This is a genomic window from Streptomyces sp. NPDC005794 (assembly GCF_042871445.1).
Taxonomy (GTDB): Bacteria; Actinomycetota; Actinomycetes; order Streptomycetales; family Streptomycetaceae; genus Streptomyces.
This window is the reverse complement of the sequence record NZ_JBIAIN010000016.1, coordinates 134,235-154,983: the sequence shown is the minus strand read 5'-3', so window position 1 is coordinate 154,983 and position 20,749 is coordinate 134,235. Positions and strand designations below refer to the sequence as shown.

14 protein-coding genes and 2 pseudogenes are annotated in these 20,749 nt (G+C 70.0%); 6 read left to right on the top strand and 10 right to left on the bottom strand.

Translation table 11 applies throughout. The features are described from left to right. Positions 1 to 50: 50 nt before the first annotated feature. From ACFYQ5_RS25150 to ACFYQ5_RS25120, 7 genes and pseudogenes are all read right to left on the bottom strand, one after another. The gene (locus ACFYQ5_RS25150) at positions 51 to 2,060 is read right to left on the bottom strand and encodes a GxGYxYP domain-containing protein (RefSeq protein WP_389200612.1); all 2,010 of its coding nucleotides are present in this window, start codon (positions 2,058 to 2,060) and stop codon (positions 51 to 53) included. 577 nt (positions 2,061 to 2,637) lie between these two features. Continuing rightward, positions 2,638 to 3,852: a D-mannonate dehydratase ManD gene (manD, locus tag ACFYQ5_RS25145; RefSeq protein WP_389200610.1), complete on the bottom strand. Its 1,215-nt coding sequence runs from the start codon at positions 3,850 to 3,852 to the stop codon at positions 2,638 to 2,640. A 40-nt stretch (positions 3,853 to 3,892) separates the two neighbouring features. Further along, entirely contained in the window at positions 3,893 to 4,747 is an 855-nt protein-coding gene (locus ACFYQ5_RS25140) for a carbohydrate ABC transporter permease (protein WP_389200608.1), read from the bottom strand. Beyond that, positions 4,744 to 5,718: a carbohydrate ABC transporter permease gene (locus ACFYQ5_RS25135; protein ID WP_389200607.1), complete on the bottom strand. Its 975-nt coding sequence runs from the start codon at positions 5,716 to 5,718 to the stop codon at positions 4,744 to 4,746. Before ACFYQ5_RS25135 ends, ACFYQ5_RS25140 begins: the two co-directional genes overlap by 4 nt. Then, positions 5,718 to 7,037 (bottom strand): ABC transporter substrate-binding protein, encoded by a 1,320-nt coding sequence (locus ACFYQ5_RS25130; protein WP_389200605.1) that lies wholly within the window; start codon positions 7,035 to 7,037, stop codon positions 5,718 to 5,720. Before ACFYQ5_RS25130 ends, ACFYQ5_RS25135 begins: the two co-directional genes overlap by 1 nt. Before the next feature lie 237 nt (positions 7,038 to 7,274). Further along, complete coding sequence (locus ACFYQ5_RS25125) at positions 7,275 to 8,090, bottom strand: FadR/GntR family transcriptional regulator (RefSeq protein ID WP_389200603.1); 816 nt, start codon at positions 8,088 to 8,090, stop codon at positions 7,275 to 7,277. Positions 8,091 to 8,249: 159 nt separating this feature from the next. Beyond that, a pseudogene (locus ACFYQ5_RS25120) lies at positions 8,250 to 8,353 on the bottom strand (LysR family transcriptional regulator); the annotation flags it as partial. Between ACFYQ5_RS25120 and ACFYQ5_RS25115 the strand changes: the two are divergent. Continuing rightward, positions 8,330 to 8,677 (top strand): annotated as a pseudogene (locus tag ACFYQ5_RS25115) (EamA family transporter); the annotation flags it as partial. The pseudogenes ACFYQ5_RS25120 and ACFYQ5_RS25115 sit on opposite strands and share 24 nt — an antisense overlap. Before the next feature lie 179 nt (positions 8,678 to 8,856). Continuing rightward, positions 8,857 to 11,865, top strand: coding sequence for a family 16 glycoside hydrolase (locus ACFYQ5_RS25110; RefSeq protein WP_389200601.1), 3,009 nt, complete (start codon positions 8,857 to 8,859; stop codon positions 11,863 to 11,865). Positions 11,866 to 11,938: 73 nt separating this feature from the next. Here the strand turns inward: ACFYQ5_RS25110 and ACFYQ5_RS25105 are convergent, their stop codons facing one another. The 3 genes from ACFYQ5_RS25105 to ACFYQ5_RS25095 form a co-directional block, all read right to left on the bottom strand. Beyond that, positions 11,939 to 12,595 carry a hypothetical protein gene (locus tag ACFYQ5_RS25105; protein ID WP_389200599.1) on the bottom strand — a complete coding sequence of 219 codons (657 nt, stop codon included), beginning with the start codon at positions 12,593 to 12,595 and terminating at the stop codon, positions 11,939 to 11,941. 369 nt (positions 12,596 to 12,964) lie between these two features. Continuing rightward, the gene (locus ACFYQ5_RS25100) at positions 12,965 to 14,311 is read right to left on the bottom strand and encodes an MFS transporter (protein ID WP_389200597.1); all 1,347 of its coding nucleotides are present in this window, start codon (positions 14,309 to 14,311) and stop codon (positions 12,965 to 12,967) included. 253 nt (positions 14,312 to 14,564) lie between these two features. Beyond that, complete coding sequence (locus ACFYQ5_RS25095; RefSeq protein ID WP_389200596.1) at positions 14,565 to 15,737, bottom strand: 4-hydroxybenzoate 3-monooxygenase; 1,173 nt, start codon at positions 15,735 to 15,737, stop codon at positions 14,565 to 14,567. Positions 15,738 to 16,134: 397 nt separating this feature from the next. Here ACFYQ5_RS25095 and ACFYQ5_RS25090 point away from each other — a divergent pair, with 397 nt between their 5' ends. From ACFYQ5_RS25090 to ACFYQ5_RS25075, 4 genes are all read left to right on the top strand, one after another. Continuing rightward, positions 16,135 to 17,430 carry a YeeE/YedE family protein gene (locus ACFYQ5_RS25090; RefSeq protein ID WP_389200594.1) on the top strand — a complete coding sequence of 432 codons (1,296 nt, stop codon included), beginning with the start codon at positions 16,135 to 16,137 and terminating at the stop codon, positions 17,428 to 17,430. 75 nt (positions 17,431 to 17,505) lie between these two features. Beyond that, the gene (locus tag ACFYQ5_RS25085) at positions 17,506 to 18,228 is read left to right on the top strand and encodes a response regulator transcription factor (RefSeq protein ID WP_389200592.1); all 723 of its coding nucleotides are present in this window, start codon (positions 17,506 to 17,508) and stop codon (positions 18,226 to 18,228) included. Beyond that, complete coding sequence (locus tag ACFYQ5_RS25080) at positions 18,212 to 20,251, top strand: sensor histidine kinase (protein ID WP_389200590.1); 2,040 nt, start codon at positions 18,212 to 18,214, stop codon at positions 20,249 to 20,251. Before ACFYQ5_RS25085 ends, ACFYQ5_RS25080 begins: the two co-directional genes overlap by 17 nt. A 101-nt stretch (positions 20,252 to 20,352) precedes the next feature. Continuing rightward, positions 20,353 to 20,736, top strand: coding sequence for a hypothetical protein (locus ACFYQ5_RS25075; RefSeq protein ID WP_389200589.1), 384 nt, complete (start codon positions 20,353 to 20,355; stop codon positions 20,734 to 20,736). The last annotated feature ends 13 nt before the right edge of the window (positions 20,737 to 20,749 follow it).

Below are 20,749 nucleotides of genomic sequence, written 5' to 3'. Positions count from 1 at the left end.
CCGGGAGGCCGCCCTCGACGCGGGCATCGCTCACCTGCGGGCCGATAGCTCTATGCCGCCTGGTTCACCAGGTCGAAGAACGTGTCGCCGCGGACGACTTCGAACGGCTCGCCGAGCAGGTCGCAGAGCTCGGTGATGTCACTCGGTGTCCAGCTCCAGGCGTTGATGGCGCCGGCGATGAACAGTGGCACGGTGCGGTCCCAGCCCTCGACGTGCCGCAGCAGGGCGTCCCGGTACTCCGCGGCTTTCCCTTGCGGAAAGAAGTTGCCGATCACCGGCATACCGGCCGGGCGGATCTGCAGGTCTCCGGTCTCCCAGGATTGGATGATGCCGCGCAGCGGGGTGTTGTCCCGGTAGGAGCGGACGACGCGCTCGTCGAACGGGATCCATCCGTCGCCCGTCGGGTTGCGGGGGTTGTACGCGTAGACCAGGTCCATGCCGGTTCGGTGCAGGAGGCGTCCGGTGAGTTCCGTGTACGCGGCCAAGGCGCTCTCGGGCCACGAGCCGGGGTAGGTGTAGCCGGCGCCGGAAGGGCCCGCGATCAGCAGGTCGTTGTCGGTGGCGGTGTTCTGGTAGTACGCCAGCAGAGCGGGCCCGATGTCCGCGAGCAGCGGGCTGACGGTCCAGTTGACCGGCACGCGGCCCCGCTCCGGGTCGTCCCAGATACTGCGCATGCGGCGTTGGCAGTACTGGATGTTGTCGCCCTCGCCGACGGTGAGGGTGAGGTAGACGCGGTTGCGGAGCGCGGCCTGCGGCCTCGGCGGGACCTTGTCGGAGACCCTCGCGGGGACGCCCGCGTGCACGGTGCCGTTCATGTAGTAATCGGCGGGCACCACTTCGATGCCGTGCCGAGAGGCTCGGTCGACGCCTCCCCACTCTCCTGCGACGTCGTGGGAGAACCAGCCGGCGTAGGGGGTGGTGGGCGCGACCCGGCTGAAGATCTCGTCGAGAAGCGTGCCCGTCTCGCCCGACGGAGGCAGCCAGACGACCATCGCCCGGCTCGCGACGGCGTAGTCCCGGAAGTAGGGGAACGGCTCGACCCTGGTGGGTGCGGTGGTGGTGGAGGAGACGAGATACTGGTTCCACAGCTCGACCTCCACCAGGAGCTGTCGCGTGCCGGCCGGCGGGGTGAAGTGGTAGATGAAGTACCCGTCACCATCGCAGAATCGGTTGGCGTCCCCGCCGATGGAGGAGTTGGAGCCGTCGAAGAGGTACGGCACCTCCTCGGCCGTGCCGGGAGTGAAGGAGAGGATCACCTCGTCGCCGTCGGCCTTCGCCCTGACAGAACCGACCGAAGCGCCCCAGCCGTCGTCGCCGAACGAGTCCTGGAAGCGCAGGTAGACGCCGCCCCCGCCGGCGATGTCCGCGCTCAGATCGAAGGTGCGAACCTGTCGGTTCGACGAGTCGCGGATGCGCTCGGTCTCCCGTGCGATCTCGCGCCACTGCACACTGCCCGAACGTACCGTCCGGGTGGGCGGCAGCCCGGCCAACAGGGTGTGGGCGCAGCGCGGGAACAGGTGGTCCAGTTGCCAGCGGTAGGTGGCGAGCACGTCGTGCGCGTCGAAGCGGCCCCGCAGATCGACGACGGTTTTCAGACGGTGCTCACGAGCCTGTTCGGCGGTGGCGGCGACGGCGTTCTCCAGGCCGGCCAGGGTGGTCGCCACGTTCACCGAGTCAGGGACCTCGGGATCGTGCAGGATGGCGCCGCGTGTGTCGTTCCGATAGCGGGCGACGAGGTCCAGCGCGCGGTCGTGACGGGTGACCGAGGCGCCGGTGCCGGGCAGCCAGCGCAAGTCGACGTTGCTGCCGTCGAAGTTGAAGTAGAGGCGTGGACGACGGCGGTTGACGACGCCCTGAAGGGTCGTCAACAGCAGCTGGTCGTCTCCGTCGAGGGAACTGATGTCGGCAACGTCGAGCCGGGTGGGGCGGCCGAAGGACGGCAGGAGAGGGACCGGGGTGCGGGCCTCGGCCGCGCCTGCCCGATCGGGCAGGGTGATCCCGAGCCCACCGACCGTGAGAGCTGATCCGCCTGCCTGCAGAAGGGTTCTTCGGGACACCATCGGCGATCACTGCTCCTTGGAAGAGGCGGCGTGACATCGTTGTCAAACAATCGGTGAACGTAGCGGCAGGGGCGGGGTGTTGTCCATGGTGTGCGCAGGAATCGACCGGAGGCGCGTCCTCTTGGTCCTGTGGAGCAGCGCCGATCAGCGCAGGTCCCGGAAGTTCGGGCGGAGCATCGAGCTCCCTCCTCGGGCAGCCTCTCGCGTCCCCTGCGCAGGCGTCCTCGCGCCGCGTCGTCCGTCACCGCTCCACAGGAACCTCCCGCAGCCGCACCGCTCGTCGGCCGCCGTCGAGAGGCCTGATCGCCACGCACGCCGCCGACGCGGTCCGAGGAGGAACGAGACGGTGCCGAAGGGAACGTGGAGGTCGACTTGGTCGAGGACGGTCTCCTCGCCGCAGGGCTTGTGCGACCCGCCGACGGCGTTCCGTCCGGACCAGGCCCTGTCACCGGCCGAGGCCGTGGCAGGGGGCGGGGATCATGAGGCCATGCGTCGGGATTCCGGGCTGGTTGGCTGTCACCCCTGTTCATGACACATGTCATGAACAGGGGTGACAGCGCCGAGCGCCCCCGCGAGGTCACCAGTCGTGGACCGTTCCGTCATGCAGCCGGTTGACCGGGAGGTACGCCGCTTCGTAGGGGTGCGCGGCTGCCAGGTCCTCGTCCAGGTCCACCCCGATCCCCGCGGCTTCCCCCGGGTGCAGGTAGCCGTCCGTGAAGGTGTAGGCGTGGCGGAACACCTCCTCGGTGAGCGGGGTGTGGCCCGAGTACTCCTGGATACCGAAATTGTGTACGGCGAGGTCGAGGTGGACGGCGGCTGCCATGCCGACCGGGGAGATGTCCTCCGGCCCGTGGATCGCGCTCTTGATCTGGTACTGCGCGGCGAAGTCGAAGAGCTTGCGCAGCGGAGTGACTCCTCCGAAGTGCGTGACAGCGGAACGTACGTAGTCGATCAACTGCTCGGTGACCAGGGACTGGTAGTCGTACACCGTGTTGAAGACCTCGCCGATGGCCAGCGGCGTGGTGGTGTGGCGGCGGACGGTGCGCAGAGCCTCCTGGTTCTCCGCGGGTGTGCAGTCCTCGAGCCAGAAGAGACGGTAGGGCTCCAGATCCTTGCCGAGCCGGGCGGCCTGGAGGGGGGTGAGCCGGTGATGTGCGTCGTGCAGGAGGGGCAGTTCGGGGCCGAACTCGGCGCGCACGGCCTCCAGCACGGCCGGCATGTGACGCAGATAGGCGTCGGTGTCCCAGTCCTCCACCAGCGGCCGGACCTGCTGGTGCAGCACGGGCGCGCCGCTGGCGTCCGTGCTCGACACGCCGTAGACCGCCTTCAGTCCCGGGATGCCGGACTGCACGCGCACGGCGGGGTAGCCCTCGGCGAGGCGGGCCCGGACGGAATCGAGGAGCTCGGGGATGTCGCGGCCGTTGGCATGGCCGTAGGTCCCCACGCGGTCCCGGCTCGCGCCACCGAGAAGCTGGTAGAGGGGGAGGCCCGCGGCCTTCGCCTTGATGTCCCACAGCGCGACGTCGACGGCCGCGATCGCGGCCATCGTCACCGGGCCGCGTCGCCAGTAGGCGCCTCGGTACAGGTACTGCCAGGTGTCCTCGATGCGGTGCGGGTCGAGGCCGATGAGGAGCGGCACGACGTGGTCCTCGAGATAGCTGACCACGGACAGTTCCCGGCCGTTGAGCGTGGCGTCGCCGAGGCCCGTGAGCCCTTCGTCCGTCGTCAGTTTGAGGGTGACGAAGTTACGTCCGGGGCTGGTGACGATGACCTTCGCGTCGACAATTTTCATGCGGGGTACTTTCTTTCCGAATGCGGTGGTGAGGGGTTGTTCAGCCCTTGGTGGCGCCCGAGGTCAAGCCGGCCACCAGGTATTTCTGTCCGAGGACGGCGGCCAGGACGACGGGGACGGTGATGAGCGTCGCGGCGGCCATCAGACCGCCCCAGTCGGTGCTCGCGTACGAGATGAAGTTGAAGAGGGTCACCGGAACGGTCTGGGTGCGGTCGTCGGCGAAGATCAGCGCGAACATGAAGTTGTTCCAGCTGAAGACGAAGGCGAGCAGCGAGGCCGTCGCCGTCCCGGGGGCCGCGAGGGGCAGCGCGATGCGCCAGAAGGCACCGAAGGCGCTCAGCCCGTCGGTGCGCGCGGCTTCCTCCAGTTCGACCGGCAGGCCGGCGAAGAAGCTGATCATGACCCACATGATGAGCGGGACGGAGACGAACATCTGGCTGAGGATCAGCACGGTGTAGGAGCCGACGAGGCCCATCTGCGCGAACAGGTAGTACCAGGGGACGAGCAGCGAGATCGCCGGCACGATGCGCGCGACAAGGATCAACGAACCCGTGCGGTGCATGTCGAACCGTCCGACCGCCCAGGCGGCGGGCACCGCGATCACGGCGGAGAGCACGGTGGAGACCACACCGACCAGCAGTGAGTTGCCCATGGACCGCAGGATCTGCCCGGCCTCCACGATGTTCCGGAAGTTCTCGAGGGTCGGGCTGAACCACAGGCCCACGGACGGGTCGGTCACCTGGACGTTGGTCTTGAAGGCGGCGGCGAACATCCACACCAGGGGCAGCGCGAAGACGAGCGTCACCAGGGCGATCGCGGTGCCGCGCAGCCACGAGCGGACGGCGCGTCGGCGCAGGTGTGCCGGGACGGGTACGGGGGTGACGGTGGCACTCATGCGGTCTTCTTCCTTCCGCCCCGGCGGCGCAGCAGCACCACGACGCCGATGATGAAGAGCGTGAACAGGACCAGGACGGCGGCGGCCAGGCCGTACTCCTGGTAGTCGAAGGTGAGTCCGTAGGCGTAGACGTTCAGGGTCTCCACCTCGAAGTCCGAGCCGCCGCCCGCACCCTTGGTGGCGTAGAGGATGTCGAAGGTCTTGAGGGCGTCCACGGCGCGCAGCACCAGTGCGGTGGCGAGCGTCGGCCCGAGCATGGGGAGCACGATGTGCCGGAACCGCTGCCAGCCGTTCGCCCCGTCGACGCGGGCCGCCTCTTCCGGCTCCTCGGGCAGCGTGGTCAGCCCGGCGAGGAGCAGCAGGGTCATCATGGGCGTCCACTGCCAGACGTCGATGAGCATCAGGGTCGGCAGTGACTGGCTGACGGAGCCGAGGAACTCCTGCCGGGGGAGCCCGACTCCGGCGAGGAGGTGGTTGGCTATGCCGTTGGTGGGGTCGAGGATCAGCAGCCAGAGGATGCCGATCGCCACCGGTGTGGTGAGCAAGGGGATGATCAGGATCGTTCGCACCCACCGCATGCCCCGGAACGGCTTGCGCATGAGCATCGCCAGGGCGAGACCGAGCACGGTCTCCAGGATCACCGCCCCGACTGTGAAGATCACCGTGCGCTGCGCGGCGGGCCAGAAGCGGCGGGTGTCCCCGAGGGCGTCGGTGAAGTTCTGCAGGCCGACATGTTCCTTGCCCGCGTTCACCGCGCCGAAGGCGTCCGTCAGGCTGAGATTGATGGTGTAGACCAGCGGGAAGACGATCATCAGGCCGACGAAGAGCAGGGCCGGAGCCAGCATCATCCACTTCAGCCGCCGGTTGGCCTGTTCGAAGGTGCGGGGGCGGCGCGTGGGGGCCGTAGTCGACGCGGGGGCCGTAGTCGACGCGGGGGCCGGGCGGGCCGGGGAGACCTCGGTGGTGGACATCAGGACTCCTTGTGGCGGTTGTCGCGAACGAGGAAATCGGCGAACTCCGCATCGGCGTCACGCGCCACCGGACGTACGTCGTTGCCGAGGATGCCCGCGACCAGCGGCCGCCCGACGATGTCTCTGGCCCGGCCGACCTGCAGGACGCGGGGCCTGTCGTAGCCCAGGCCCCGCTCCGCGTTGAGCCGCATGGTCTCGGCGAGTTCCGGCGGGAAGGACGCCAGGGACGAGGGGTCGGACCACACCGAGCTACGGGCGCCGGGGATGCCGTCCTTCTGGAGGGCCGCGGTCATCTCGGTACTCGCGGCCCACTTGATGAACTCCCAGGCATCGTCGCGCAGCAGACTGAAGGTGCTGATGCCGAGGCTCCATGACGGGATGTTGTGCGGTCGGGCGCCTGCCGGTCCGGCCGGGAAGGGCGCGAAGCCGACGGTGTCGCGCACGGTCGACACCTGCGGGTCGAGAATGCTGCTGTAGATCGCGTCGGCGTCGATGTAGAAGGCGGCCTTGCCCTGCGCGAAGATCGGCATGGCCTGTTCGAGGCTCATGTTGGTGGCGCCGGGCGGGCCCGTCCTCGCCAGAAGTCCGCCGTAGTACTCGTACGCGGCGAGCGCCTCGGGCGTGCCGATGCCGGACTTGCCCCGCACCACGAAGTCCCCGCCGTACGAGTACAGGAAACTCGACCACTGGGATACGGCGCCGCTGCGCTGGCCTCGGCCGACGAAGCCGTAGAGGCCCTTCTTCTTGTCGGTGAGTTCCTGGGCGGCCGACATCAGTTCCGCCAGGGTGCGTGGCGGTCCGCCGAGGTCCTCCACGAGGTCCTTGCGGTAGTACAGCGCGGGGCGTTCGGTCACCACGGGGACGCTCAGTACCTTGCCCGCCGTCAAGGAAGCCTCACGCGGGGCCTTCTGGAAGTCCCGCCAGGCGAACTCGTCGTCCTGGGTGACGCGGTCGCTCAGGTCGGTCAGCCAGCCGTTGTGCGCGAAGAGGAGCTGCTCCTGGAGCGCACGGACCATCATGACGTCCACGTCGGTGCCCGAGGCGTTGAGCTTCACGTTGTAGCTGCTCGCCAGTTGGTCCGCGGTGAGCAGGGTCATGGAGACGCGCCGGCCGATGCGCTCCTCGAGCTCCTCCGTCCGGCGTCGGATCGCCTGGGACCAGACGTGGTTGATCGCCATGATCCGCAACGGGGTGTCGGCGGAGGGCCGCTCGCCCCTGGTCGTACACGCGCCGAGCGCTCCCATCCCGGCGGCTCCCGCGACTCCTGCCGCCAGCCTGCCGAAGGAGCGCCGGCTGAGGAGCTGGCTGCTCGTGGACATCGTTGTCCTCGTCTCTCTGCGCTGTCGTGCCTCGCGCTCACCTGCGGACCTGCTGACTCCGCGGAGCATCCGATTGTCTGGCCCAACTGGTAGGACCAGTTGGGCCAGAGGGACGTTAGCAGGAGAGTGGCGTATCGAACAGCCCTTTCACGGGCCGGATTCGTCGAAGGGCACGGATGACCTCGCCGAGACGCGGAGCCGGTGCAGCGTCGCGTCCAGGGCGGCGGTCCCGGGGAGCTACTCGCCCGTCCTGCCGGTGCTGTACCGGTCCCCGGTCTCGTCCAGCAGCGCTTCGATATGGTTGCGCGCCATGATGTCGACCTGGACGTCGAGGTCCTTCCCGTAGGTGCGCAGACCGAGCATCAAGTGCTCCCGCATCCGTTCACAGGCCAGTTCCGTGTCCCGTGCCTCGATCGCCTCGAAGATCTCAGGGTGGTGCGGAACTCCGGGCTCGCCGATCGAGGGGTCGGAGTTGGAACGGAGCATCATCTCGAACATCATGCCGCTGATCGACGAAAGCATGATCCGCAGAACCGGGTTCTTGCTCGCCTCGGCGACGGCGTCATGAAAAGCCATGTCGGCCCGGGCTTTGACGACGACGTCGCTCGCCGACTCCAGGGCGTCGCGTGCGGACCTCATCGCCTCGATGTCCTCGTCCGTGGCGTGCTCGGTCGCCAGGCGCACCGTTTCGACCTCGAGCGGCAGCCGGGCTTCGATCAGCTGCCGGACGGTGGGCCGACCCGCCCGGTACAACGCGTCGTACCCCCTGGCCTGCCCGGAGGTCTGCTCACGCACGAAGGAACCGCGGCCCGGAGCGACCTCGATCAGGTGCTGGGCCTCGAGTCGCCGCAGAACCTCGCGCACGACGTTCCTGCTGGCGCCGAACTGAGCCGCGAACTCGCGCTCCGAGGGGAGCTTCGTCCCGACGGGGATGTCACCGGACCGGATGTCGTGCTCGAGTTCCCGCGCGATCCGTTCCGTCAGGAGCCCACGCTGGGCGGGAGCTGCGGCCTGGTCGGACCGCGCGGAAGAGGAAGAGGCGGACGGCTGCATCCGAGCAGCGTACAGGCTGGTCCAGGGCGGTACAGCGGCCCTCAGGCCAAACATGGGCGCCTCGGCGTACGGGAGAACGCAGGCCCGTCGTACGTCAGGCGGCCGGTCGGTTCTCGTTCCCCCCGCGCGTCAGGGCGAGGACGTGCTCGCCGCGTCCCGGCGGCCGGTGGCGACGGCGGCGAGCCAGTCGTCGATGTCATGGATGTATTCGACGACGGGCTGGTCCTGTTCGGCCACAGGGCGAGGGTGGTGGTGCCGCGGCGGCAGCCGTCTCCGGCGCCCTCTACCTGCCCATCGGTACGTGGGCGCTCTGGCACCACCCGCCGAGCCCCGCCGCGCTGGGCTGCGCCCCGGCAGCCGGGGTGCTCTCCTCCGCGGTGCCGTTCCTGGCCGACCTGCTGGCCCTGCGCCGCGTCCCCGCGCACTTCTTCGGCGTGTTCACGAGCGTCAACCCGGTCTCCGCGGCTCTGGTCGGTCTCGCCGTCCTCGGTCAGCACCTGGACGCCCTCTCCTGGCCGGCCGTCGCCGTGATCGTCGGTACGAACACCGCCGCTGTCTCCACCGCCCCCGGGCGGCGCCGTGTGTGAGGTGACGCAGCCGGGCTGCCGACCGGCCGCGAAGACCAAGAACGGACTTTGAACTGACAGATGACAAAGTATGGACTTCCTCAGCAGAAGTCCCCTAGCGTGGCGGCGCAACCCAGGCCTGTTGCTCTTTCGCGGATCCGTACAGCCCGACCGGAGTGCCACCCCGTTCTGGAGGACCGATGCATTCACGGCTGTTCCCACATGCTCGAAGACACCTCGCCGCCCTGCTCGTCGGCGGCTTCCTCGCGGGAGGGATCTGGGCAGCCCCTCCGGCCGCTGCCGAACCCGAGGACATCCCACCCCAGGAACCGGGCGTCACCCTGCGGGTGTTCGACACACAGGTGCCCCTCAGCAAGCTGTGTACGCTCAAGCCGGGCCAGACCCCGAACTACGACACGTTGATGCCGACCGTGGACTGGTCCACGGTCGGCGACTTCGGCGGCTTCGCCGACAACTTCGTGGCCGAGGCCTCCGGTTACCTCGTCATTCCCGCCGACGGGACGTACACCTTCCGCCTCAACAGCGACGACGGCTCGCGGCTCACCATCGACGACCGGGAAGTCATCGACCACGACGGGCTGCACGGCGCCGAGCCCAAGGACGGAGCCGTCCAACTCGGCGCGGGTACGCACCCGTACCGCGTCGACTACTTCGAGCGCGGCGGTGAGCAGCAACTGACGCTCTCGTGGAAGCCGCCGGGCGCCGACGACTTCAGCGTCGTACCGAACGAGGCCCTGAGCACCGACGCCGGGGTCGTCCGGGTCACCGCGCCGGGCCGCAAGGAGTGCGAGTCCGGGGCGGACAGCCCCGGCGACGGCCTGCCGCTCGCCGATGTACGCCCCGACCTCGACCTCACCGACCTGCGCCCGGACGGATTCGAACCACAGGTCACCGGGATGGACTGGCTGCCCGACGGACGTCTGGCACTCTCCACCTGGGGAGGCACGGACAACCTGACCGGCGAGGTGTACCTCCTCGACCACGTCACAGGTGACACCAGCCGCGACAAGGTGACGGTGAAGAAGGTCGCCGAGGGCCTGCGCGAGCCGATGGGCATCAAGTACGTCGACGGCTCGCTGTACGTCTCGCAGAAACATGAGCTGACGCAACTCGTCGACACAGACAAGGACTTCGTCACCGACGAGTACCGCACGATCGCCACCTGGCCGTACAGCGGAAACTTCCACGAGTTCGCCTTCGGACTGCTCTACCGCGACGGCCACTTCTACGTGAATCTGTCCGTCGCCATCAACTACGGCGGTGCGACGACCACTCCGCAGCCGGCACCGGGCCGCGGCACGACGTACAAGATCAGCAAGAAGACGGGCAAGATCCATCCGATCGCGGGCGGTCTGCGGACCCCGAACGGAATCGGCTGGGGCCCCGGCGGCGACATCTTCACCACCGACAACCAGGGCGGCTGGCTGCCCGCGTCGAAGCTCGTCCAGATCAAGCAGGACCGCTTCTTCAACCACTACACCGAGCCCTCGGGCCCGTTCGACAGCCGGCCCGTCACCCAGCCGGTGGTCTGGCTGCCCCAGAACGAGATCGGCAACTCTCCCAGCACACCGCTGCATCTGAAAGAGGGCCGCTTCGCAGGCCAGATGCTGATCGGCGACGTCACCTACGGCGGTCTCCAGCGTGCCTACCTGGAAAAGGTGAAGGGCCAGTACCAGGGTGCCGTCTTCCGCTACACGCAGGGACTCGAAGCAGGCGTCAACCGCATCACCATGGGACCCGACGGTGCGATATACGCGGGCGGTCTCGGTGCCGACGGCAACTGGGGACAGGAAGGAAAGCTGAAGTTCGGCCTGCAGAAACTCACGCCGAACGGCGGCAACACCTTCGACATCAAGGAGATGCGCGCCGTTCCCGGCGGCTTCGACCTCGAGTACACGCAACCCGTGTCGGAGGCCACCGCGGCGGAGCTGACGGCCCGCTACCAGGCGGAGCAGTGGCGCTACACCCCGACCTCCGACTACGGCGGCCCGAAGATCGCCGAGGAGCAGCTCGCGGTGAGCTCGGCGACCCTCTCCGACGACAGCCGCACCGTGCGGCTGCGACTCGACGGGCTCAAGCCCGGCCGGGTCGTACACCTCCGCTCGCCGCGCCCCTTCGCGTCCGCGTCCGGCGAGGCGCTGTGGAGCACGGAGGCCTGGTACACGCTCAACGCGCTGCCGGGCAAGCAGCCCCCGGCGGCCACGCTGTACGAGGCGGAGGAGGCGCGGCTCACCGGAACGGCCGGCGTCCACACCGACCACACCGGCTACTCGGGCAGCGGCTTCGTCGACCGCTACAACACGGAGGGCAAGGCCGCCACGACATTCGACGTGACGGTCCCCAAGGCCGGTGACTACGACGTGAACCTGCGCTACGCCAACGGTCCCGACCCGTTCCGGGGCACCAAGAACCTCTCCCTCCACGTCAACGGGAAGAAGCTGAGACAGACCGCACTCGCCTCGACCGGCACCTGGGACGACTGGTCGACGCAGACCGAGCGGATCCGGCTGCGCGCCGGGTCCAACACCCTCTCGTACCGCTTCGACCAGGGCGACACCGGGCATGTCAACCTCGACCTGATCACCGTGCTGCCGCACGGCGCCCCCGTCGCTCTCTTCGACGGCACCGCCGCCTCCCAGGCCCAGTGGCAGCACACGGACGGGCGGCGCCTCGAATGGCCGCTGTCGGCCGAACAGTCGATGGAGGTGTGCTGCGGTGACATCCGCACCAAGGACGCCTACCAGGACTTCAAGCTGAAACTGGAGTTCCGGGTGCCGCAGCTGCCGGACGACGTGACCGGCCAGAACCGCGGCAACAGCGGCATCTATCTCCAGGACCGCTACGAGCTCCAGATCCTCGATTCGTTCGGCGACACCACCCTCGCCACGAATGAGGCCGGGGCCATCTACGAGAAGAAGGCACCGGACGTCAACGCTGCCACGGCCCCGGAGACGTGGCAGAAGTACGACATCACCTTCCGCGCGGCGCGCTTCGACGACAGCGGCCGCAAGACCGCCGACGCGCGGGTGACGGTGGTGTGGAACGGCCAGAAGGTCCACGACGACGTCGCGATCGACGGACCGACCGGCGCGGGCAGACCGGAGGGCCCTTCGGCCGGAGCGATCCGTCTCCAGGACCACGGGAACACGGTTCGGTTCCGTAACATCCGGATCGAACCGCTGAGCTGAGGCCCGGCCTCCGCCGACGACGCGGTGCACCTGCGATCCGCAGGTGCACCGCGTCGTTCCGCTGGGGCGGGCGTCAGCCGGGCACGGTCTCCGACGCGCGCCAAGCCGTCGCGAGCCCTTCCAGCCACGCCGGGGGAAGTTCGGCGTGCTCCCATTCCGCCCGGAGCGCGGTCGGTGCGGCGGTGAGGCGTTCGAGTACGGCGATGCTGGTGGGGGAGTGGAGCAGGGAGTGGCGGCCGTGGACGGCGATGCGACTGCCCGGCCCGTACCGTGCGTACAACTCGGCCAGCCGCTGCCGACGGGAATCGGTGAACCGCTCCAGCTGTCCGGCGTACCCGACCCGTCCCACGACGCCCATCGTGCCGAGCACGGCTGTGAGGACCTCGTCCGACACCTCGGGGTCGAGGTCCGAGGAGTCGCTGAACGAGAGGTAGAGCGGCATCACGGCGACCTTCGCACGCTCCACGTCCACCCTCCCGACGGGGAGACGGCCCCGTGCGGCGTCCCCCGCCGAGCCAGGCGTCGCCTGGCCGATGGCACGCTCGAGTGCTCGCTCGGCGACACGGTCGAGCGCGTCGCCGACGGCGCGGGCGCCGTCGTACCAGCCGGTGCCGTACGGCTCCCCGCTCCCGGCCGGCTCGCCCACCGCCTTCCCGGCCTCGCTGTGCGCGTCAGCGATCGCGCCGGCCTCCACGATCGCGATCAGCTCCTCGGCTTCGTCGCGGAGCATTCCGGCGCGGCCCAGGAGTTCGAAGAGGGTCTCCTTCGCGTTCAGGACGCTGGCGGAGTCCAGTGGGTGCCGGCCCGTTTCGGCGCTGTTGATCGTGTCCTCCTCGTCGGCCTCGGTCTCTGAAGCCCTCCACCGACAGCTGCCGCCGCCGAGCTTCCCAAGTCTCCACGATTCGACCTGTCATCGCCGCACCCAGGGCTGTTTCGGCAGCAGGAGCCGCGGGCGGGATCCGGTGTCCGCTGTCGTCCGTGGACCGGCGAGGCCGCCCGGCCCCGCGGTCCTACTCGGTCAGCAGGCGTGAACCGGAGAACGACCGCTTCTGCCCATGGGTACGCAGGACACATCCCCCGTGATGCCGTCGTCCGGATCTCAGCCAGTCGCGGGAGTGGGAGCGGGGGCCGTGTCCGTGCCGCGCCCGCGGCGGTGGCGCGCGGCCAGAGGTACCAGGGAGATCGCCACGGCGCCGAGGACGGCCGCCACGGCGAACGTGGTGAAGCCGAGGCCCGCGTTTCCGCCCGCGAGGACCGCGCCGCCGAGGGTCGGGCCGACCACCGCGCCCGTACGGCCGATGCCGGTGACCCAGCCCAGGCCGGTGGCGCGTTCGCGGGGCGCGTAGACGCGGGACGTGGCGGCGTACACCATCACCTGGGCGCTGAACAGCCAGATGCCGGTGATGAAGACGACCACGTACGCGGCGCCGAGCGGTAGCTGTGCCCTCAGCAGGAAGGTGCCGACCGCGGTCAGTACGAACCACAGCGCGGAGACCTTCACCGGGCCGAACCTGTCCGCCGTACGGCCCGCTATCAGCATGCCGACGATGCCACCCGCGTTGATCACCATCAGGAAGGTGACCGACGAGGAGAGGGAGTAGCCGGTGGCGCGCATCAGTTCGGGCAGCCAGGTGGAAACGCCGTAGACGAGGAGGAGACCCGCGAAGGACGCGATCCACAGCAGCGGGGTCGCCCAGCGGGTGCCGGGCGCGAACAGGGCGGTGATCGCGGCCAGCCGGCCCTTCGCGCCGGCCTGGGGAGCCTGCTGCGCACCCGGCCGCTCCAGCCGGTAGCGGTCGGCGACCGCGTACGCCTGTTCGGTTCGCCCCCGGGTGAAGAGCACCCCGGGAGACTCGGGAAGCCACTTCAGTACCAGCGGCACCGCGATCAGGGCGGGCAGCACTCCCGCCCAGAACACCCAGCGCCAGCCGTGCTCGGGGGCTACGACGAGACCGATGCCCGTGGCCGCCATGCCGCCTGCGTGGTACGAGGTCATCATCAGGCCGGTGGCGAGGGCGGCCCGGCGCGGCGGTGCGAACTCGGCGACGATCGCGAGACTGATCGGCATCAGCCCGCCCAGGCCGAGGCCGGAGAGGAAGCGGCCTGCGCCGAACAGGGTGGCGTCGGGGGCGACGGCGCACAGCGCGGAGCCCACCGAGAACAGCACGACGCTGCCCATGACCAGCGGCTTCCGGCCCAGCCAGTCGGTGAGCGTGCCCGTGGCCAGTGCGCCGATCAGCATGCCGAAGGTGGTCCAGCTGCCGATGGTGCCGGCCAGTGCGGGTGTGAAGCCGAGGCTTTCGTCGGCCAGGAGGTGCGGCATGGTCGCGCCGTAGATGTTGACGTCCATGCCGTCGAAGAACACGGCGAGCCAGCACAGGGCGATGACCGGAGCGACCACCCGGAAGGAGCGGTCGGGTGGTGGGGACGTGGTCGAGGCAGCCACGGGGCACTCGCTTTCTGCCACGGCGTTGTGGCGGGTGGGCCGTCCCGTGCGGGGAACAACGCCACGGTCGGAAGTGAATGTTCGCGAGGTGAAAATATTTCCACTCTTGGGCCGTGCGAGTTTCTCCTTGGCCTCCGCCCGTGTCAATGGTCGGCGCGGGCCCGCTCCTTGGCGCCCGGCTCCGGCAGGGCGCGCGCCCGTGACCGCGTGCCTACGGGGATCGCCCTCTGCCGGGGCTGCCGCTCCGGCGCTGTCACACCAATGGCAACCCCGCGTAGTTCATGGCGAGTTCGGCTGCCGCGTGGGGTGACGCGGCGATGCGGTCGAGCTGGGCGATCTGGAGGCGCGTGTCGAACGGGCTCTGGTCCGGATCGGTATGCAGCGTCGTGGTCATGAAGTACGAGAAGTGTTCGGCGCGCCATACGCGGCGCAGGCATGTGTCGGAACAGGCGTCCAGCAGATCCGACGCACCGGTCCTGTGCTGCCGGATCAGCGCCCGGCCCAGCACCACGACGTCGGCCACGGCCAGGTTGAGCCCCTTGGCGCCGGTGGGCGGCACGATGTGCGCGGCGTCGCCGGCCAGGAAGACCCGGCCGTACCGCATCGGCTCGGTGACCGAACTCCGCAGCGGCAGAACGCTTTTGGAGGTGATCGGGCCGCGTTCCAGTTTCCAGCCGTCGAGTGCGAACCTGGCGTCGAGCTCGTCCCAGATCCGCTCGTCCGGCCAGTCCGCCGGGTCCGTGCCGTTGGGTACCTGCAGGTACATCCGGCTGACCTCGGGGGACCGCATGCTGTGCAGGGCGAAGCCGCGCGGGGAGTGGGCGTAGATCAACTCGTCGCAGGACGGCGGCACGTCGGCCAGGATGCCGAACCAGGAGAAGGGGTACACCCGCTCATAGGTGCGCCGGACGCCCTCGGGTACGGCTGCCCTGGTCACCCCGTGGAAGCCGTCGCAGCCGACCACGTAGGCGCACGTCAGGGTCTTGTCCTGGCCGTCGTGCGTGTAGCGGATCGTCGGGCAGTCGGTGTCCGCGCCCTCGACGGAGCGGACCTCGGCCCCGAAGTGGAGGGCCGCGCCGTCGGCGAGCTGCAGGGCGATGAGGTCCTTGACCACCTCGGTCTGCGCGTACACCCACACACGGCGGCCGTCCGTCAGTGACGGGAAGTCGATCCGGTGGGCCCGGCCTTCCCAGCGCAGCTCCACGCCGTCATGGACGAGTCCCTCGGCGTCCAGCCGTTCGGCCGCCCCGACCTCGCGCAGGGCGTCGACGGTGGACTGTTCGAGGATGCCCGCCCGCTGGCGCTGTTCGGCGTAGGCGCGGTCGCGGCTCTCCAGGACGACGCAGTCGACGCCCGCCCGGTGGAGCAGGCGTGACAGCAGCAGGCCGGCAGGGCCGCCCCCGATGATTCCCACGGTCGTATGCACCGCTCGTTCTCCTTTGCGTTCGGGGACGTTCGCAATCCCTGGGGCGCCCCTGTGCCGGCGTGCCTGCGTGTTCGCGTAGTGAAGGTTTCTTCACGGAGTGGCGTGAGTTTGCCGCCCGGATCGCAGCCCTGTCAATGGTTCTGTCCGGATACCGGCGCACGCCTCTCCGTCCCAGGAGGCTTCCGCATGGCGAGACGGTCAAGCATCCGGAGCGAGTCCATCCGTATATTCGTACGCATGTCTGCATCGGCCCTGTCGCTGTGCCTCGCGCTGTTCGCGCAGTCGGCGTGGTGCGTCGACAACGGACTCTGTCGCGGCTGAACCCCGCGTCGGCAGCGCCTGCTGCCGGCGTCGACCCCACTGCCGCCGTCCGTAGAGCATCCTCCGGAGACCTTTCGTGACCACCGCGCCACCTGCCGGGCCGGCCGCGCCGCCGCGCGCAACGCCCGCCGCCTTTCTCGTTCCTTCCCCCACCTCGGTGCCGCGACCGGAGGCGCCGCCCCTGCCCCCGGTGCGCAGGACGCCACTCGTCGTGTCCGGGCTGCTCGCCGTAGCTCTGACCGCGTACGTATGGTTCGCACACGGCGCCAAACCGGGCGTACTGCTCCTGCTGGGGCTCGGACTGGGCGTCTCCCTCTTCCACTCCCGCTTCGGCTTCACCTCCGCCTGGAGGCAGCTCGTCGCCGTCGGCAACGGCACCGGGCTGCGGGCGCACGCCCTGCTGCTCGGCACCACGGCCACGCTGTTCGCACTGATCATCGGCACGAGCACCGGGCTGTTCGGCTCACAGCCCGCGCCGTCCGCCGGGTCGATCGGAGTCGGCCTGATCGTCGGCTCACTGCTCTTCGCGGTCGGGATGCAGCTCGGCGGCGCCTGTGCCTCGGGAACCCTGTTCGCCGTCGGCTCGGGGCAGACCTCGGTGGTTCTGACCCTCGGCGGATTCATCGCGGGCGCCACGCTCGCCGCCTGGCAGTTCGACCTGTGGAAGGACCTGCCCGCCTGGGAGCCGGTGGTCCTCTCCGACCACATCGGCTGGTTCGGCTCATGGGCGGTGACGATCGCCGCACTGCTGCTCGTGGTCCTGGTCACGCGACGCGTCCAGGCCCGTCGTAACCCGCCGCCGCTCGGAGCCGTACCCTCCGCGCGCACCGCGGCCGTACGGGCCTTCCGCGGCTCCTGGCCGCTGGCCGCCGGCGCCCTGGTACTGGCCCTGCTCGGAGCCGGCGTGCTCCTGGTGTCCGGCGGTGCCTGGGGCGTCACGAGTGCGTTCAGCCTGTGGGGCTCGGAACTGGTGGGCGCCCTCGGCGGACACCCGGAGAACTGGACCTGGTGGCGGCAGCCCGGCAACGCCGAGATGCTGGCGGGCCCGGTGCTGGCCGACAAGACCAGCCTCACCGACATCGGCATCATGATCGGTGCGGCGGTGGCGGCCGCACTCGGCGGTACCTGGGCCCTGCACCGTGGCATCCCGTGGCGTACGGCCGTCGCGGCGGTGCTCGGCGGTGTGCTGATGGGCATCGGCGCCCGGCTGGCCGGAGGCTGCAACATCGGTGCCTACCTGGCGGGCGTCTCCTCCGGCAGCCTGAGCGGCTGGCTGTGGGGCGCGGTCGCACTGGCCGGCACCTGGCTCGGGCTCAAACTGCGCCCGCTGTTCGGCCTGGGCAACCCCAAGCCGGGCGACGGCGTCTGCTGACCACCCCGGCAGGGTGATCGGCCCGTTCCCACGGCGGAGGACCGCAGTGCGCAGGTCTCCTCTACGATCGTCCGCGTGTGCGCAAACGTCATAGTCGCTGAAGACGACGCGAAACAGGCCGAGCTGGTCCGGCGCTACCTCGAACGCGAAGGCCACGCGGTCACGGTGGTGCCGGACGGCCTCGCCGCCCTCGAACAGGCCCGGCAGGGAGCACCGGACCTGCTCGTTCTCGACGTGATGATGCCGCGCGCCGACGGGCTCGACGTGGTCCGCATACTGCGTGCCGAGGAACGGGAGTTGGCGGTCCTCATGCTGACCGCCCGGGCCACCGAGGACGATCTGCTGCTCGGACTGGACCTGGGCGCCGACGACTACATGACCAAGCCCTACAGCCCGCGGGAGCTCATGGCGCGAGTGCGCACGCTCCTGCGGCGCACCCGGCGGGACGGGAAACGCGAGGACGGCCATGTGCTGCGGGTGGGATCACTCGCCGTCGATCCCGTGCGTCACGAGGTGGCGGTCGACGGTGTGGAGGTCGAGTGCACACCGGGGGAGTTCCGGCTCCTCTCGGCGATGGCCGCCGAACCCGAACGGGTCTTCACCCGCGAGCAACTGCTCGCCGAACTCCACGGGTTCGACCGGTACATCAGCAGTCGTACGGTCGATGTGCACATCATGAACCTCCGCAAGAAGATCGAGCGCGCACCCCGGCGACCGGTCAGGCTGCTCACCGTATTCGGAGTGGGCTACAAACTGATGGACCCGTTGAAGGGGACCCCGCGTGCTCCGGCGCGCTGAGCGCGGTGGGCAGCGCCTGCGGCTGCCGCTGCGCAAGAGCCTGCTCGGCCGGCTGCTGGCGGTGTCGGCGCTCGTCGCGGCCTGTTCGGTCGCCGCCACCGCGTGGCTGGCCGTACAGACCACGTCCGGCGCGATCGAGCAGGAGCAGGGACGTAATCTCGCGGCCGACACCCGCGTCCTCGACGCCCTGCTCGCCTACGCGGCCGAACACCCCACCTGGGACGGTGTGGGGGCCACCGTGAACGAGCTGGCCGACACCTCCGACCGGCGGATCACGCTGACGACGCAGAACCGGGACGTACTCGCGGACTCCGCCGGCTCCTCCCCGCAGCCACCGGCGCTGCCTCCCCAGGCGTCAGCGGTCGTTGACCCCCTGTCCGTGACCGCCGTGTCCTCCGGGTCGGAGCCGGAGTCCGGCTCCGGCCCCGTGACGGTCGCGGAAACCGGTACGGCCGTGGAGCAGCGCTCCGGGGGTGACCGGGTGGACCCGCGCGCCGTCGGACCGTTCAGACTGCCGCAGACGGAGCGTACGTCGTTGCGGCGCACCGCGGACGAGGCCGTGCGGTGCCTCAGCCGGTCCGGGATCGCCTCGGACGTCGTCGAGGGCCCGAGCGGCCGGCCCCGTATCCAGGTCGTGGGCAACGATCCGGACCGTGTGCGCGGCAGCCGGTGCTCGACGGACGCCCTGGACAGCCCCACCGAAACCGAGACGAAAGCGCTCACCGCGCTCAACGAGCTCGTCAACGCGTGTCTGGACCGGCAGGGGCGCGAAGCCGTACGCCTCGATCTCGACCTCTCGTGGAACACGGGGGCGGAACCCGTGGCCGCGTCGGCCGTCCCCGAGCCGTCGTCCGAGCCCAGCATCAGCATGCCGCAGGAGCCCCGACCGACCGCGCTCCCCACCCCCACGCCCTTCGACAGCGAGATCGACCGTGACATCGCCTCGTGCGTCGGCATCGCCCGCCAGGAGCAGCTGAGTTCGTACGTCGCCTCACCCGCACTGCTGTTCATCGGTGACCCGGGCGGCGGTGCCGTTCCCGGCTTCGACCTGTCCCCCGGGAACACGGCGAAGATCATCGGGGTGGCGGCGCTCGTCCTCGCGCTCACCGTCGGTGCCTCGATCCTCGCCGGAGTCCGGCTCGTTCGGCCGCTGCACGCGCTCACGGGCGCGGCCCAGCGCATGCGGGACGGGGAGGACCCGTCACATGTGGTCGTCGCCGCGGACAACGAGATCGGCCGGCTGGCCGCCGCCTTCAACGACATGTCGGCCCATCGCGCCCGCCTGGAGGAGCAGCGCAAGGTGATGGTCAGCGATGTGGCGCACGAGCTGCGCACCCCCCTGAGTAACATCCGGGGGTGGCTGGAGGGAGCCCAGGACGGCATCGCCGACACGGACGCGCAATTCGTCTCCTCGCTCCTGGAGGAGGCGCTTCAGCTGCAGCACATCATCGACGACCTCCAGGACCTGTCGGCGGCCGATGCCGGCGCCCTGCGTCTGCACCCCGAACCCGTACGGATCGACGAACTGCTCGCCCATGTGGTGGCGGCCCATCAGGCCCAGGCCGATGCCGCCGGGGTGGCCCTCACCGCGGCCGTTCCGGACGGGCACGATCCGGTCCCCGAGCTCACGGCCGACCCCGTACGGCTACGGCAGGCGATCGGCAACCTGGTGTCCAACGCCGTACGCCACACCCCGGAGGGAGGACGGGTGACGCTGCGGGCGTACGCGACCCAGGCCGGGGGAGCGTCCGGGGGAGTGGACGAAGCGGTGGTGGTGGAGGTCGCCGACACCGGCAGCGGCATGGCGCCCGAGGACCTGCCGTACGTCTTCGACCGGTTCTGGCGCGCGGAGAAGTCACGCAGCCGCCGCACCGGGGGCAGCGGTCTGGGCCTGGCGATCGTCCGCAAGCTCGTCGAGGCACACGGCGGGACGACGGCCGTGGCCAGCACCGTGGGCGAAGGATCGGTGTTCAGCCTGCGGCTGCCACCGGCCGGCCCTGATCCGATGAACACAGCGGCCTGACAGCTTCCTCATAACTTCACTCCAGTCTGTGGGCAAGCCCGGCCCCCGACGCGCATCCGTGCGCGGGCACCATCAACGCCGAGCTGGAATCGGAGTTCTTCATGTCCCTTCGCCCGACCCTGCGTACCGCGGTCCTCGCAGCCGCCGCCATCGGCGCGGTCCTCCTTCCGTCCGGAGTGGCAGCCGCCGACGGCACGCCCACGCCGGCACCCGCCGACGGCACGCCCACGCCGGCACCCGCCGAACGCACTGCCAGCCCCAGCCCCGCGCCCGAAGGAGCCGAGCCCTCCCAGGCCGCGACCCCGGTCCCGGCCGAGTCCGTCCCGGCGGGAACGATGCCGCGGGGCGGCGTCGACGCCGGGGAGCGTCCGGCCGCCGAGGCCGCCGACACCGCGCTGTACGGTTCCGCGGCCGGCGCGGTGCTGCTCGCGGGCGCCGGCACCTTCGTGCTGCGTCGCCGGTCCGCCGCACAGCGCAACGGCTGATCCCGCACGGTGG